The following is a 15,308-nucleotide window of genomic DNA, read 5'->3' as shown; positions in this document are numbered from 1 at the left end:
TATACAAAGCGATTGAATGAGAGAGAGCCCCGGCAGTTTGAACTGCTGGGGCTCTTTTTGTATTGGAGAGTCAATATGAATTATTCCTGGTTATCTGATAAACCGTCAAGAAATACAGGCCCAGGATCATATCCAAACTGCTGGAGGTTAATGGTTCCATTCAGCTGAAATTCAACACCTTCGCTGATGAGCTCGGTCTCCTGCATCAAGCGAGAGTGTTCATCCGGAATGGCTATCTCTCCTTTGGCGTTAACAACACGATGCCAGGGAAGTCGCTCCTTGCGGCTCATGGAGTGAAGAATGCGCACAACCTGCCTTGCAGCACGGGGGCTGCCCGCAAGAGCGGCTATCTGGCCATAGGTCATGACTTTGCCTTCCGGTATAGATGCAATAATGGCCACGACTTGTTTAGTGAACGGTGTCATTAGGATGCAAACTTCCTTTCTCCATCTCAGGAGTAATGGCTCTTTTCTCTATAGATCTGCGTTTTATCTTGAATGGTCGTAATACATTGTCGTTTCGATCAAGATACATTGTTAAAAAAACCGTGTACCCAGAATATAGATTCGGATACACGGTTTGTCCATTATTCTTTAAACGCATCCTCATACACGCCAGATGGCCATTCCGCCCATGGGAACTCGCGGGGAGGCAGCGATCTTAATGTGATCTCTTCCTTGGTTACCGGGTGCGGAAAAGCCGCGATGGCAGACCAGAGAGCGATCTGCTGGCCGGGCTTGTTCACACCAGCACCGTACTTCTGATCTCCAAATAAGGGACAGCCAGATTCTTTCATTTGAACTCGAATCTGGTGCGATCTTCCGGTATGAAGTTCGATGTGTACCAGACTGTATTGATCCGTTTGACCGATAACCTGGTAATCCAGAACAGCTTCTTTACCGCCGGGGGTACCTTTTGGTACAGCTGTTACTGTGTTGGTTCGCGCATCTTTCAGCAACGTATGTCTCAACGTACCCTTCTGCGCAGGTAGTTTACCATGAACGACGGCAGCGTATATTTTGCGGAAATGTCGTCCGCGGACCGTTTCAGACAATCTGGAAGCCGCCTTGGAGGTTTTGGCAAAAATCATTGCGCCTCCAACGGGGCGATCCAGCCTGTGAACCAGACCGAGATATACATTACCAGGTTTATTGTACCGTTCCTTCAAATCCTGCTTCAAGAGCGTGAGCAGATCGGGGTCTCCCGACGCATCCTCCTGGGTGGGGACATTAACAGGTTTCGTAATGCCTAACAGGTGATTATCCTCATATAGTACAGGAATATCACCTGATGGCTGTACGTGATCAGACATCATGACTCCCAGCGGCCCAGAATGCCGCAAGGCAGGTCCAAACCACTGCGTGTAATCGGCAGACCGATTTCACCTGCAGTAATGCTGCCTCCGTATTGAGCTGACATCGTCATCGTCAGCATGTTGCGCAGAACTGTGGATGAGATGCCAGTAGTGTAGGAATTAACCAGCATGAATAGTGGGTTATCCGACAAAATGCTCATGCAAGATTTCAAGAAGGGGTAGAGGTTCTCTTCCAGCTTCCACGTTTCTCCGTTAGGTCCCCGCCCGTAGGACGGAGGATCCATAATAATCGCATCGTAACGGTTACCACGGCGCTGTTCACGTTGTACGAATTTGAATACATCATCTGTAATAAAACGAACAGGGCGGTCTGCAAGACCGGAGAGTTGAACGTTCTCCTTGGCCCACTGCACCATGCCTTTGGCTGCATCCACGTGAACTACCGAAGCGCCGGCATAAGCTGCAGCAACCGTCGCACCGCCCGTGTAGGCAAAGAGGTTAAGTACGGAGATGGGCCGTCCTGCATTCGAGATTTTATCCATCATCCAGCTCCAGTTGGCAGCTTGTTCAGGGAACAGGCCTGTATGCTTGAAGCTGGTCGGTTTGATGTGAAATTTAAGGTTTTCGTATCCGATGGTCCAGCGTTCCGGAATTGGCTTCTTCATATCCCAGCTGCCGCCGCCGGAAGAGCTGCGGTGATAGTGACCATGCACCTGGCGCCATTCATTGGTTTCTTTTTCGAGAGGCCAAATAATCTGTGGATCGGGTCTGCGCAAGATGACATCGCCCCAACGCTCCAGTTTCTCGCCGCCTCCTGTATCGATTACTTCATAGTCCTTCCAGTTCGATGCTACGTACATAGTCGTTTATCCATCCTTCAAAAGTCATTTGGATACTATTGTACAACAAAAAAGGGGCTGTACGCCAGTTGGGGTGGGCAGAAGGGACTTTGGTTGTGTTGAATTTGCTGTGTAGCCATATACGGAAAATGAAGAAAAGATGAAAATTTAATTTGACAATGATAATCATTATCACATATGATTTTGATAATTCAGATATCCTTATGAACTGCATGATCTAGATGACTAAATTAAAGTGAGGGAAAAATAGATGGCTAAATTGTTGGTGGCTTATGCAAGCATGACTGGAAATACAGAAGAAATTGCAGAGCTGATTGTAGAAGGAATTACACAGGGAGGGCATGAGGCAGTCCTCAAGGATGTAATGGATTGCAATGCAGCGGACGTGCTTGAATATGATGGTTTCCTGATAGGGGTATACACATGGGGAGACGGGGAACTGCCAGATGAATTCCTTGATTTTTACGAAGAACTGGATGAACTGGACCTGAGTGGCAAACGAGCGGCTGTCTTCGGCAGCGGTGACACATCTTATGAACAATTTTGCGGTGCAGTGGATCTTGCAGCTGCGAAGCTGCAGGAGCGCGGGGCGGAAGTATCTCCAGAGATGCTGAAGATTGAGTACAGTCCGATGGAGCAGGAGAAGGATACATGCCGTGAATTCGGTAAACGCTTCGCTGCAGCCGGATTACAGGTGTCCTAGAAACCATGTTGAAACCTAATGTTCAGGCAGCCGTTCAGCCGAGAGGTACGGACCATTCGGAAAGACTGCTTGAGGATTATAAATTGGAGGAGATGCTTCGCAGCCCGCATCGATTCATTCGCCCAGAATCGGAGGCTGCAGAGCGTGCCCCTCTGCAATGGAGACACCGCGTTCAGTATGCGGTCAGTCATGCGGTTAATGCCTTTTATAGTATGGACCCCGATGTGCGCAAGGAGATTCCGGTACAATATCTGCTGGAAAAGTGGTGGCCGAAAAAGGCAGCAGGTTTCGACTCCATCCTTCATTACTGGGATGTGAAAAATAAAGTCATTGATGAACTATCATTGGCAATCGCCATGAACGATGACTTGAAGCATCCCATGATTCTGTTTGAACAGTGGAAAACCGAAATTCCTGCACTTTCCATGCACTTGTCGATGATTTTCCAGACAGCTTGGCAACCGGAAGGGTGGGACTCTCTGTTGCTTCAGAAATTCATGGTGGTCCACGATCCAAACGTAGTTGAAGCTTTTCAGCATATGGCCAGTGTGTTTTGCTGGGAAGCCTTCGGGAAGCTGCCTGGCATGATTGAAATTTACTGTTTGCTCGAAGGTCGTAAAATTCGATTCATTCCGGGACGTCAATCCCTGATTCGTTCAATGGATTACATTAGGCTTGTTCGTGACAGTATCCCGCAAACGGAAAATTCGGCAACGGAACATTTCACCTCCCGTGATAAAGCCCGGATACATGAGGAAGTGGACCGAAAAAGAAGTGAAGTAGAGCCCAAGAAAAACTGGCTCATGTAGATCTGCATGAAGAGTGTCTGACAGAAAGTGAAGATAAAGGAGGAGCGACACAATGTTAACCGGTGTGAATCAGTTGGGGAGTGGCAAGAAGCGTGCAGGAAGCTGCGAATTCAGCCCGCTTCCGGTACCACAATCGGTGATTGGACGTTTGCTGGATGAGGCAGACCCTTCCTTGTACGTGATGAGTTCTAAACCCTGGCGATTTATGCTTTTTGCTGGAGAAGGGCGCCAGCTCTATCTGGAAGCGGTCAGACAGAGCTATCCTCCTCACTTGGCAGACCGATATGGTGACTGGGCCGCATATCAATATACAGAAGCCATCCCTGCGCATCTGATTGTTGTTGCACCAACCAACACTCAAGAGGATCATATACTGCCTGCAAAAGCCTGGAGCAGGCGATTCTCCATGCTGGCAGCAGAACAGGGACTGCATGCCGTTTGGAAAATGAATGATTATCAGCAGCACCCCGTTTTTATGAATCTGATGGGCTTAACCAGTGAAGAGCAGGTATTAGGAGTCTTTCACATCGGTTACGGAGACCAGCCTGCATTAAGAGATGTGGATGTTAGCAGACCAGCCTCTGAACTGATGACAGTCTACGACCATCTAGTTTAAAACGCTGCCTCTTAGGCGAACAGAAATTAACGATGCGTGTCTTCCAGAAAACGGCTAACTAGCTGGCGGTACGTGTCTACGCCAGAATAGGTCAAGTACAAGCGGTTGGATACGGTAATACTGTTCCCGAAGAAAAAACGTTCGAATTGGGTCTGTCTGCCACCGAATGAACCTGCACCGAGCTCCCAGATCAAACGGAAAAGGGAAGTGCGCTGCTGTGCTGTCATATCCGTTCCTCTCAGGTAGATGTCCAAATGCGTTGCTGCATCCGTTTTGAATTCTTCCTCCTGAGGCACCATAATCATCCCGCTTGAGGCCATTAGCTGGATGATTTCAATCATCTCGGGATACAGCTTCGGATATAGAATATTGGCAGCCATCAATGGCTGTGGTGCAGGCAGTATAAAACCTCGACCATCTGGCACGGCGCCAGCTTCAGCAGCGATGGCTAACGCCTTAAGAGACTCGAGTCCGGCTAATACACGTGCCGTTTTCTCAACGACGTGTGCTTCGGAGGCGAGGTCAAGCGTATCGGTGAGCAGCTGAAGTGTTCCCAGGATGAATTCAGTTTTGGCAATATATCGGGATAAAACCTGATGTCCTGCGTGTATGTGGAAGTTGCTTCCGTTAAATAAACGCGAGGACATTTCTTCGTTTCCAGCAAAGAAAATCCGATCATGGGGCACTAAGACATGATCAAAAATGACGATGTTATCCATCTCTTCGTATCTGGAACTGAGCGGGAAATTAAAGCGGGATTCAGATGCGTAGGTATCCCGACATACGAGGGTGATGCCTGGAAGATCGTTAGGCACGGCAAACGCGAAGGCAAACGGATTTTCATCGTCAAATGGGGCTGGTGAGGGTGACGGGTATACAAAAATTTCATCACATGTAGCACCCTGTGTAGCCATCATGAATGCCCCGGTGATGATAAGACCATCTTCAGTACGTTCAACCACCTTGGCTGCGATTGCATCCTCGGTAGCATCCATCTGCCCGGATATTTTGCTGGCGTGTGGTTGTATAAAGGCATGAGAGAGGGTAATATCATTGTCACGACAGAAGGCATAGTAGTTCCTCAGATTTTCAGCGTACTGCGGAGATAACTCGTTAAGGAGCTCCGCTGCAGTGTAGAATGACATGATGGCCGTGTTCATATAATCGGGTGACCGACCCAGAAACCCGTGATGAGCGTTTGACCAGACACTCATCGCTTCACGCCGTCTCCGCAGATCATCAACTGTGGTGGGCGGCAGAAATGACAGTCCCACCGGTTTCCCGTCTACGGGGGATTCGTACGTCATCTTACCTGCAAGCAGCGGATCTGATTGCATGTCGTAGAGTTGCGCTTGTGTCTCCATGAGGCCTTTGAAAGCAAGATGTTCTGATCTTTTACCCGTAACGAGTTCTCCCTTATACCAACAGGGGACACTCTGGGAATTGATTCGTTCAATGTACTGCTTGCCACTTTTAACAGGCATCGTTATTCACCTCTTGGATCTAATCGTTCATGGGCAGATAGACTGCTCTCGTAGTTTACGTAGGCAGCCTTCTTTATGTGCATCCTGACAGAGGAATAACGAACTTGGCAAAAAGGGCTTGATAATAATTATCATTCTTGTTACAATACAAAAAGAAAAAGGAACCGGCCAGGGCTCCTTTAACTTAAAACAATGGTAAAGTCTTTATTTTACTTCAAAGGTTTTGCAGTCTGTTTCAGCAGACTTGCTTGCTTCTTGTGAACTGTGGCTCACGATATAAATCGAATCAGCATTACATTTGTTCTCTTCAGCCCAGTGAACACAGGAATTTACTTCACACAATACGTCTTTTGCCATGATTAATAACCTCACTTTTGAGTTAGATTACATTCGTTGGTATAAAGATAATTCCGACTTACCAAGTTGCCGCTTGAAGTTCGGAACATTTTGTCCTCTTAATAAAGAGGGCTTATTTGCGTTATACACAACGATGCACTTTCAGAATAGCAAATTTGGGCAACGCATGCAACATGTGCAATGCATATACAACGCTTTTTGCGCGAGCGAGGAAGACTGACTTTGCAAAAAGGCGGTCGTATGTTATGATTAAATAGTAATGATTACGATTAATCGGAAGTTCAATAATAAACTCACAACAAATTCCCATAAAACTATTATTAAGTCGTTTAAAGTGATGTTTATAAATCATAGTTGATCGTGACCTCTTTATTCGGTTTCTCAAACATCAATTACTTAAGGCTTGGAGATTCGAAGTTTACTCTCCTGGCATGGACGAAGGAGAGTTAACAAAACATGAGCAAAACAAATCATATGAACCGTATTCCCCGTGCCAAGGGAATGGATATGGCTGCTTTTTATTCACCGAAAGAGTGTACACGCAAAGTAAAGCACATTGTCTTCTCACAGGAGAACGAGCGTATCATCGAGGAATTCCTGACCATTCTCGGTATGAAGGAACGCTTTGTGGAGCATGATGTTTCCATGCCAAACAAATTGGTCATGTTTGGTCCTCCTGGCACCGGGAAGACTTTAACGGCATCCTACCTGGCCTCTCGGCTTAATCTCCCACTGGTTTTAGTACGTCTGGACGCAATCATTCACAGCCATTTGGGAGAGACGGCTACGAATGTACGTAAACTTTTTGAGTATGCACGTCTGAATCCCTGTGTGTTGTTTTTGGATGAGTTCGATGCCATTGGCCGCACCCGGGAGAGCAATGATGAAGTGAAAGAGATGGCCAGGGTAGTTAATACCTTGCTGCAGTGTCTGGATGAATTCGATGGCGATAGCGTACTGGTGGCAGCCACCAATTTGGAAACCCAACTGGATCATGCCGTATGGCGTCGATTTGATACCAAAATAACGTATGCCATGCCGGATGAAGAGAGCAGGCAGCGATATATCAACAAACTGGTTGGACAATTTGAGCATCAGCCAGACCTGAAAACCTATATGTGCAAGCAGTTAAAAGGGTGCAGTTACGCCGATGTGGAGCAGATTGTGCTCAAAGCCAAACGGAAAGCGATTATTATGGACAGCCCATTGCATGAACAATTGATAACTGATGCATATGATGAGTATATGCCGCGATTATTATCTACATAGAAGCTGAGCGGAACATTACTGTCCGATAAACAAAATATAATGAAACAGCCCTGCCAGGGATCCATTCAGGAACCCGGGCCGGGCTGTTCTGCTGTTTAAGATGTTTTAAGCATTTGCTGGTGAACGGTACGTTTTTTCGGGAGTGGTTGCTTCAGGTGTCTTCCAGCGTGGCAGTTTCAGCGTAAACTGACTTCCTTTTGGGCTGCTTGAGGTGAGGGTCAGATCTCCACCTTGTGCTTGAGCAAGAAGGCGGCTGTAGGTGAGCCCAAGTCCCAATCCCCGAGACTGACGCTTTTTGAGCTCGCCTCGGTAGAAACGTTCAAATATTTTGAATTGATCTTCCTCGGCAATGCCTGTTCCGTTGTCCAGTACGTCTACGTAGAGATAGTTTTCTTCAGCACGCAGGCGAATCTCGAATAATGTGGTTTGTCCCGAAGCAGTGGCCTGCAAACCATTATTCAGCAGATTGACGATAATTTGCTGAATCCGCAATGCATCACCGATTGTATACACTGCCCCCGCAGGTACATGCATTGCAACTTCCGGTGATTGATCCTCGTAAGCGATTTTCCACTGGTAAATAATCTCCCCAACCAGCAGACTCAGATCGACGCGCTCATGGCGTACGGCAACACTGCCTGCACTCATGGCATTATAGTCCAGAAGATCAGCCACCATGCGTTCCATACGTTCGGATTCTTTTAAGGCGATATCGAGAAACTCTTTGCCTTCCTGCGGGCTAACAATATCATCTCGAACAGCCATAACCAGTCCTTTGATGGAGGTAACCGGGGTTTTCAGCTCATGGGTAACACCTGCCAGTGAGAGATTACGCCATTCCTCCAGCTGCTGTAATCGCAAGGACATTTCACGAAAAGAATGGACAAGTTCATTCAATTCCTGCTCCTTGGTATCCAGATTCAGGTTAACATCATAATTGCCGGTTCGAATCTGCTCTGCGGCATGTGCAACCTGGCGAATGGGTTTGGACAGCTTGCGGGACAGAAGGTAGATGGTAAACCAGCCACACAGAATGAGAGCAGCAAACAGCAGACCTACAATCAGCAGAGTGTCGGGACTGTAAGTTATGGCTTTTTTGGACTGCAGCACCCATACTTTACCCAGCGTCTGGTCGGCATCCACTACATTGACGGTTACACCCGCAAATTTGTGGTTTCGCGGCTCCGACAGATCATCTGACAGTCTAGTGTAAACTTCCTGCTGGGTCATTTTCGGTTTGGAATAGATCAATTGATTGTTGTTGTCGAGAATCATGATGCAAAAATGATTATCGGTATTAAAAAGCTTGGTACGCTTGTCCACCAATCGATCCAGATCAGGAGGAATCTGCAGTTTGTTTTCAGTCCCTGATACCTTCTCCGCAATTTCAAGACCCAGAAGCTCAGCGGTTTTGAGACCTTTCTCCAGGGAAGTGGTCCTGATCCAGTAGAGTGCCCCTGCCACAATTATGATGAAGCCGATACAGAGGATCAGAAAATATTGAAGTGTCCAATAGGAGAGAATGGAAGTTTTTCGTTTTGGCGTTTTACGGCTCAGTTTGCGATCCAAAATTGATACCCCATTCCCCTTAAAGTCCGGATTTCTCCTGTTTCTGGCAGCCAGTGGGAGAGGGCCTGACGCAACCGTTTAATGGAAAGATCCACAGCCCGGTCGCTTCCGTCATAGTCCATGCCCCATACCTGCTCAATGAGATGCTCCCGGGTGAACGTTCGATTTGGATATTCAGATAGGAACATCAGCAGCGACAGGTCGCGAGGCGTTAACGCCACTTCTGCACCATTCAGCAGTACCTGTTTAGCTGCCAGATCAATGACCAGATTGCCGAAATAACGTTTACCTTCCCCTTCTGCTGTCCAATGTGGATTGCGGCGAAGTACGGCATTAACTCTTGCAACCACTTCCTCCGGCACGAAGGGTTTGCTCATATAATCGTCGGCACCGGCATTCAGCCCATTGAGACGGTCCTGAATGTCGTCCAGTGCCGTTAGCATAATGACAGGGCAAGGGCTTTTTTCACGAATCACCCGCAGCAGATCCCAACCATCCATCCCTGGCAGCATGACATCGAGCAGAACCAGGGCGGGTACGTCAGAATCAAATAAAGTGAGAGCAGTGGGTCCATCTGAGGCATGACGGACATCAAAACCCGCTTTTCTCAGATAAGCAGCCAGCACACGAGCAATTGCCTGCTCATCCTCAACGATAAGTATGGATTTCAAGAAGGTGTCTCCTTTCACGACATAAGCTTGTGTACTGATTTTACATGAGCAGGGCCCTAAAGCCAATTAGGCAAATATTTTCAGAAAAAAAATGAGGCTTTCATCCTTTTTGACGTCATCCTGACACATTGGGTTGATAAGATTCTTGCAACAACCAACATATACAATGACCAATTGGAGGAGATAAAGATGAATAAAAAGACAAAAACATGGGTGATATCCGGCGTTGCTGCAATCGTAATTCTTGGGGGCGGAGGTTACTATGTCGCTAACAGTTATATGGGGAATAACGTAGATATTGAGCAGGTACTACCAGCAAGCACCGCAGCATCCACAACGGATGCAGGCACAGGTACGGCGGTTGCAAATGAAGCAGCAAGCGCGGAGCAATTAAACGGGGATTGGACCATCAGCGAAGGCTCGAAGGTGTATTTCTCGGTAACGACATCACAGGAGACTGTCAATTTTGTGGACGAGCAGGTAAGTGGAACCTGGGCGATTAATGTGGACGATGCTTCCCAGATGAAAGCGGAAGGTCAGATTGAGATGAGCGGAATTGATTCGGGTAACGGTCAGCGCGATGGTCATGTGAAAGAAGCTGATTTCTTCGATGTTGGCACACATCCGCAAGCGACTTTTACGGCAACTTCCTTTGAAGGAATTCCAGCGGAATGGACTGCAGGACAAACCGTGGATTTTAAAATGAACGGTACCCTTACGGTTAAAGGTGTCGAAAAAGAGGTTACTTTTGATGCAAAGGCTGCCTATGAAAATGATCAGGTACTGCTGTCTGCAACGACCACAGTTACTTTCGAAGACTTCGGTATGGAGAATCCTCACTCGGTTGTGTTATCCACAGAGAATGATATTCAGGTCCAACTGGAACTGAAGCTTGACAAATAAATGATTTGTGTGTGAAAAAATGAGGCACGGATCCTGATTCTAAATAGGATTACTGTTGCTCCGATCTCATCGGAAGGAATAATACAATGAATACACCTGTCCCAGATGCCGTAGGCAAAGGGGCAGGTTTTTTTGCGTTAAGGCGTTGTTCTAACACAGGAGGAGCAGAGAGACTTCACGGTTTCGAAGGGTACGGCTAGCAGCAAATGATATTAAACTGTTTGAATAACTGCTGTTTCCTTTGGAAAATGCCGTGTTCGCTTCCGATATGAAGCGCTTACAATAATATAGATTTCATCAATGATTCAATGAAGTTCAGGTGTAATAAAAAAGGGGGAGATCAAGAGTGAACAAGAAATACATAAGCGGCTGTCTGGTCTTATTCATGCTGTTCTGTGAGCTCGGCTTCTGGGTACGTCCGGCTGGGGCAGCTGGGGTAAACGTTGCATTGAATAAACAGGTTACCGTGAGTGCAGAGGATCTGCAATACAATGGCAACAAGGAAAATGCCGTGGACGGCAGCGCCGATACCAAATGGAGTGCAGACAGCAGAAATGAAGCGGAGCAGCCTCATTGGTTAATGGTCGATCTGGGAGGAATGTACCAGATATCGGGAGCTGAAGTGACATGGAAAGATAAAGGCCAGGTGGTAAAGTATCATGTTGAAGTGTCAGCAGATGGCGCTGAATGGACAACGGCTGCGGATCATCGAACGAACGAAATAACCGAAGACATCGCGAAGGTGAGTTTTCAGGCTAACGACGTAAGGTATGTGAAGGTTACGATTCCGTATTATGCTGGACCAGATTGGTGGCCAGGCATTGCCGAATTGAAAGTCTGGGGACAAGAAGAGGGGCTTACGCCAGAACTCATTACATCGTATTCACCAATGACTATTTCCACCTTAAAAGGGGTCGCACCCGTAATGCCTGCTGAAGTGCAGGCTCATTATTCAAATGGAAAAACGACAGATGTTCCCGTATCATGGAACGCGATAGATCCGATTCAGTATTCTTCCGTTGGAAGCTTCACCGTTACGGGGGATGTGTATGGAGCGCCTACTCAACCGGCAGCTGATATTCAGGTTGGGGGATACCGGAATGATTTTGTACGTGGGGTGGACATCTCAACCTTAACGGCAATTGAAGACAATGGCGGTAAATATCTGGACAGTAATGGGACGGAAAGGGATCTGCTCGACATCCTTAAGGACCGCGGCGTCAATTATGTTCGTCTCCGACTGTGGAATGATCCACAAAAGTCAGGTGGGTATAATGATAAAGCTGATGTAATTCGACTAGCTAAACGTGTTAAGGAAAAGGGAATGAAGATCCTGCTGGATTTCCATTATTCCGATGAGTGGGCTCACCCTGGTCAGCAGCTTCGGCCAAAGGCATGGGAGGGCTTGCCCTTTGAAGAATTGAAACAAGCGGTATTCGATTATACTTCTGAGGTCGTAGGTGAGATGAAATCATCCGGTGCCATGCCGGACATGGTTCAGATCGGGAACGAAATTAACAGCGGTGTTCTGAACGGCCTGAACAGCAATGTCAATTTTGATGAAAATGTTGCCTTGCTGCAGAGTGGTGTAGATGGTGTGCGCGCTGTCGATGGTGGAGATCAGGTTCAGATCATGATTCATCTGGCAGAAGGCGGCAAGCCGGAGCTGTTTGATTGGTACTTTGGAGAAGTGGAGAAGCGCGGACTGGAGTATGACATCATTGGGCTATCCTACTATCCGTTCTGGCATGGAACCTTCGCAGACGTACGGCAGACGATGAATACAGTCTCTGCCAAATATAAAAAAGAAGTAATCATTGCCGAGACCTCATACCCGTTTTCCTACAAAAATGGAGATGCCCACGGCAACATCATTGGCAGTCCAGAGGCGCTGCATGTGGGAGGTGCGACGTTCCCGGCTACGGTGCAAGGTCAGCATGATGCCATTGCCGGCATTATGGATATGATTGCAGAAGTTCCTGATGGCCGCGGAGCGGGTTTTTTCTACTGGGAGCCGGCATGGATTGCCGCCAATGTGGGTTGGATTGCTTCAGAGGGAGATGCGTGGGAGAACCATGCCATGTTCGACTATGATGAATATCCTGCCAATGGAGGGTACTCGTTCGAAGGTCGTGCCTTGGAGTCACTGAATGTGTACAAACGAGGGATGGATACCCTGCCTGTAGACCGCCAGCAATTATGGGCAGCCATTAAACGTGGGAGTGAAATGGTGGCTTCTGATTATACCCCGTCTAGCTGGATAACCCTGGCACCTGCCATTCAGACGGCGAAGGACACATATCACAAAGCCTATACTTCAGAGGTTCTGACGCAACAGGAGACTGATGAGGCTGCAGCATCTCTCGAAGCCGTTATGCAGCAGCTTGAAGTTATCCCGGCTGATCGTAAGACACTTGAAGGCAAAATTGCAGAAGCTGAATTATATCATGAAGCCGATTGGTCAATGGCAACATGGGCCGTTTTTAGCAAAGCACTCGCCAAGGCTAAACTAGTACTTGCTGATCCCAGAGCGACCCAGACCGAAGTGAATCAGGCAGTGATTCATTTGGAGAAAGCCATTCAGGGTTTGTCCGATGTAGACAAAACTCTGCTGATACAGCTCATCGAAGAGACTCAGCAGCAGAGTGAATCATCGTATACTTACCGAAGCTGGAGCCTTTTGCAGACGGCGCTGCAGGCAGCCATTGTGGTAAGAGACAAACCTGATGCCATCCAGTCTGAAGTGAATCAAGCACTGGAACAGCTTCAGCAAGCCGGGCGTGATCTTGTTCAACTCGAAGCCTTGACAACAGGGATGACAGCAACAGCCTCCACCAGTGCAGGAACGGGCGGCGGACAGAGCAACTCACCTGACGGGGCAATTGACAGCAACCCGAATACATCATGGGGAACGGATCAAAGTGTAGGCAGCTGGTGGCAAGTGGACCTCGGTGCGGTTGCCAATATCCGAAAGTTAGAAATGTCCATGTGGAGCGGAGGCATCAAATACAGAATCGAAGTCTCTGAAGACAATGAAAATTATGTCACGGTGGTGGATACCACAAGTGATGTCGTTGTATCCACCAGTCCAAGACACATACTGCCGGAAAACACTCAGGCACGTTACATTCGAGTTACTATCACGGCCGGTTCGACATGGGTAGGATTCATGGATTTTGAGGCATATGGAACATTTCCTGCAGACAAAACTGCTCTTCGGATGACCGTGGACTCAGCATCTAAGCTTCAGCAAAATCAATACACGGCTGCGAGCTGGAGCAGATTGGTGGAGGCGCTGACTGCAGCCAGGGAATGGATGGACGATATCGAAGCTTCCGTTCAGAAAATCAGTGAAGCTGACAACGCATTAAAAGAAGCCATGGGTCAGTTGGTCCGGCAGGAGTCAACCCCTGGACCATCGCAACCAGTCCAACCGTCACCGCCATCCTCACCTGGAAATCCAGCGGTTACAGTACCTGCACCTGAAACGGAACAGCAGACCGAAAAGGGATCTACCCTAATCAAAGGAGTTTTGACCGGGAAAGATCAGTATTCTGTTCCACTGAATGAACAGCAGCTCGTTCAATTGGTGAAAGGGCTGGAAGCAGGTAACCAACAGCTGCGTTTGGTTGCAGACATTGCTGAGCCATACCAACCTGTCACATTCCAATTGCCTGTGAGTTCACTCGGAGCATGGGTTAAGACGCAGGCGTTACAGTCACTGGAGCTGAGCGTGGGCCAGACTTCGGTACGCATACCGATGAAATCACTTCAGGAGATCCATGCATCGAACGCCAAAACACTGGATGTGGTGATATCGAAGGGGTCCACTGCGAATCTGTCCGAGCAGCAAAAAGCAGCGATCGGTAAACATTCCATGATCGATGTCAAACTGTTGGTGGATGGCGAAGTGCTGCCTTGGACGGATCGAGCTATTGAGATCGCATTTTCGGGTATAGCTACACCGGCGACAGCGAATACAGTTCCCGTTGTTCAATCCTTATCGCCAGATGGTCAGATGAAGACAGTCCTGTATTCTGCATATGATGAGTCTGCACAAATAATGACGTTCAAGCCGCTTCAATCCGGTTCATTCGTTATAGTAGAGGTGAATGTGACTCTGACGGATATACAAGCACATTCTTGGGCAGTGAATGAAGTCAAGAGCTTACATGGTAAAGGAATCGTCTCAGGGATATCCGGTGACCGTTTCGATCCGTTGGGTGAACTGACCAGAGCCCAGTTCTTGCATATGGTTGTGCAGGGATTTGGTGAGTCTCATGTTCCGAACAAAACCGGATATTTGCTAAGTGATGTATCCGAAGGACAATGGTATACGGATTCGATTCGTCTTGGTTTGCAGATGAACATTATTCAGGGGCGCCCTGACGGATCTTTTGGAGTGCATGACCGGGTTACCCGTGAAGAAATGGCGGTTATACTGGAACGTGTCATGCAAGCTGTGAAGCAGGATGAAACGTCCGGTGTGGATGTATCCACAGGTACAGAGTTCAGGGATAACGGAGATATCGCAGGTTATGCGAAGCAAGCCGTATCATCCATGCAGCGGTTAGGATTATTGAAGGGCTTGGGCGATGGAAATTTCGCTCCGAAACAGACGGCTAACCGTGCACAAGGAGCTGTTGTCGTTGCCAGAATGATGGAACTGCTATATTGAAATAGTAAAACAATGAAATACAGACCTGTCTTAAGGCTGCGGCCTAGAGACGGGTCTATTTTTTTGGAAATCAT

At 47.8% G+C, this 15,308-nt stretch carries 13 protein-coding genes; 6 read left to right on the top strand and 7 right to left on the bottom strand.

Annotated elements, in window-relative coordinates:
- Positions 1-80 precede the first annotated feature (80 nt).
- From AC3RCI_RS18535 to AC3RCI_RS18525, 3 genes are all read right to left on the bottom strand, one after another.
- Positions 81-425 (bottom strand): MGMT family protein, encoded by a 345-nt coding sequence (locus AC3RCI_RS18535; protein ID WP_154895702.1) that lies wholly within the window; start codon positions 423-425, stop codon positions 81-83.
- A 161-nt stretch (positions 426-586) separates the two neighbouring features.
- Entirely contained in the window at positions 587-1,315 is a 729-nt protein-coding gene (locus tag AC3RCI_RS18530; protein WP_492525942.1) for an RluA family pseudouridine synthase, read from the bottom strand.
- A complete protein-coding gene (locus AC3RCI_RS18525) occupies positions 1,312-2,175 on the bottom strand; it encodes a class I SAM-dependent methyltransferase (RefSeq protein WP_095292682.1) in 864 nt (287 codons plus the stop codon). Before AC3RCI_RS18525 ends, AC3RCI_RS18530 begins: the two co-directional genes overlap by 4 nt.
- A gap of 250 nt (positions 2,176-2,425) precedes the next feature.
- Between AC3RCI_RS18525 and AC3RCI_RS18520 the strand changes: the two genes are divergently transcribed.
- From AC3RCI_RS18520 to AC3RCI_RS18510, 3 genes are read left to right on the top strand one after another with little or no spacing between them, the layout of a single operon-like run.
- Positions 2,426-2,878, top strand: a complete 453-nt coding sequence (locus AC3RCI_RS18520) for a flavodoxin (protein WP_095292679.1) — start codon at positions 2,426-2,428, stop codon at positions 2,876-2,878.
- Positions 2,879-2,883: 5 nt separating this feature from the next.
- Complete coding sequence (locus AC3RCI_RS18515) at positions 2,884-3,687, top strand: hypothetical protein (protein ID WP_492525940.1); 804 nt, start codon at positions 2,884-2,886, stop codon at positions 3,685-3,687.
- Between the two features lie 52 nt (positions 3,688-3,739).
- On the top strand, positions 3,740-4,303 hold the full coding sequence (locus tag AC3RCI_RS18510; RefSeq protein WP_492525938.1) for a nitroreductase family protein: 564 nt from the start codon (positions 3,740-3,742) through the stop codon (positions 4,301-4,303).
- A gap of 26 nt (positions 4,304-4,329) precedes the next feature.
- Here the strand turns inward: AC3RCI_RS18510 and AC3RCI_RS18505 are convergent, their stop codons facing one another.
- A complete protein-coding gene (locus AC3RCI_RS18505; RefSeq protein WP_492525936.1) occupies positions 4,330-5,787 on the bottom strand; it encodes a 4-hydroxyphenylacetate 3-hydroxylase family protein in 1,458 nt (485 codons plus the stop codon).
- A gap of 204 nt (positions 5,788-5,991) precedes the next feature.
- Positions 5,992-6,144 carry a DUF1540 domain-containing protein gene (locus AC3RCI_RS18500; protein WP_095292667.1) on the bottom strand — a complete coding sequence of 51 codons (153 nt, stop codon included), beginning with the start codon at positions 6,142-6,144 and terminating at the stop codon, positions 5,992-5,994.
- A 456-nt stretch (positions 6,145-6,600) separates the two neighbouring features.
- Here AC3RCI_RS18500 and AC3RCI_RS18495 point away from each other — a divergent pair, with 456 nt between their 5' ends.
- Positions 6,601-7,413: an AAA family ATPase gene (locus AC3RCI_RS18495; RefSeq protein ID WP_492472644.1), complete on the top strand. Its 813-nt coding sequence runs from the start codon at positions 6,601-6,603 to the stop codon at positions 7,411-7,413.
- Between the two features lie 105 nt (positions 7,414-7,518).
- Here the strand turns inward: AC3RCI_RS18495 and AC3RCI_RS18490 are convergent, their stop codons facing one another.
- Together AC3RCI_RS18490 and AC3RCI_RS18485 are read right to left on the bottom strand one after the other, a co-directional pair.
- Complete coding sequence (locus AC3RCI_RS18490; RefSeq protein ID WP_492525934.1) at positions 7,519-8,982, bottom strand: HAMP domain-containing sensor histidine kinase; 1,464 nt, start codon at positions 8,980-8,982, stop codon at positions 7,519-7,521.
- The gene (locus AC3RCI_RS18485) at positions 8,967-9,653 is read right to left on the bottom strand and encodes a response regulator transcription factor (protein WP_492525932.1); all 687 of its coding nucleotides are present in this window, start codon (positions 9,651-9,653) and stop codon (positions 8,967-8,969) included. The genes AC3RCI_RS18490 and AC3RCI_RS18485 overlap by 16 nt, the downstream gene beginning before the upstream one ends.
- A 189-nt stretch (positions 9,654-9,842) precedes the next feature.
- On the opposite strand from AC3RCI_RS18485, the gene AC3RCI_RS18480 reads away from it, so the two are divergent.
- Positions 9,843-10,556: a YceI family protein gene (locus tag AC3RCI_RS18480; protein WP_336780792.1), complete on the top strand. Its 714-nt coding sequence runs from the start codon at positions 9,843-9,845 to the stop codon at positions 10,554-10,556.
- 346 nt (positions 10,557-10,902) lie between these two features.
- Positions 10,903-15,234, top strand: a complete 4,332-nt coding sequence (locus AC3RCI_RS18475; protein ID WP_492525930.1) for a glycosyl hydrolase 53 family protein — start codon at positions 10,903-10,905, stop codon at positions 15,232-15,234.
- Positions 15,235-15,308 lie beyond the last annotated feature (74 nt).

Source organism: Paenibacillus sp. MT124, from assembly GCF_058792755.1.
The sequence above is the reverse complement of the archived record's forward strand: the minus strand, read 5'-3'. Positions and strand labels throughout refer to the sequence as shown.

What these genes read in the sequence shown, in the direction of transcription:
- AC3RCI_RS18530 (WP_492525942.1), bottom strand. Translation starts at nt 1,315, where the DNA reads ATGATGTCTGATCACGTACAGCCATCAGGTGATATTCCTGTACTATAT.
- AC3RCI_RS18520 (WP_095292679.1), top strand. Translation starts at nt 2,426, where the DNA reads ATGGCTAAATTGTTGGTGGCTTATGCAAGCATGACTGGAAATACAGAA.
- AC3RCI_RS18510 (WP_492525938.1), top strand. Translation starts at nt 3,740, where the DNA reads ATGTTAACCGGTGTGAATCAGTTGGGGAGTGGCAAGAAGCGTGCAGGA.
- AC3RCI_RS18525 (WP_095292682.1), bottom strand. Translation starts at nt 2,175, where the DNA reads ATGTACGTAGCATCGAACTGGAAGGACTATGAAGTAATCGATACAGGA.
- AC3RCI_RS18505 (WP_492525936.1), bottom strand. Translation starts at nt 5,787, where the DNA reads ATGCCTGTTAAAAGTGGCAAGCAGTACATTGAACGAATCAATTCCCAG.
- AC3RCI_RS18515 (WP_492525940.1), top strand. Translation starts at nt 2,884, where the DNA reads ATGTTGAAACCTAATGTTCAGGCAGCCGTTCAGCCGAGAGGTACGGAC.
- AC3RCI_RS18535 (WP_154895702.1), bottom strand. Translation starts at nt 425, where the DNA reads ATGACACCGTTCACTAAACAAGTCGTGGCCATTATTGCATCTATACCG.
- AC3RCI_RS18480 (WP_336780792.1), top strand. Translation starts at nt 9,843, where the DNA reads ATGAATAAAAAGACAAAAACATGGGTGATATCCGGCGTTGCTGCAATC.
- AC3RCI_RS18495 (WP_492472644.1), top strand. Translation starts at nt 6,601, where the DNA reads ATGAGCAAAACAAATCATATGAACCGTATTCCCCGTGCCAAGGGAATG.
- AC3RCI_RS18500 (WP_095292667.1), bottom strand. Translation starts at nt 6,144, where the DNA reads ATGGCAAAAGACGTATTGTGTGAAGTAAATTCCTGTGTTCACTGGGCT.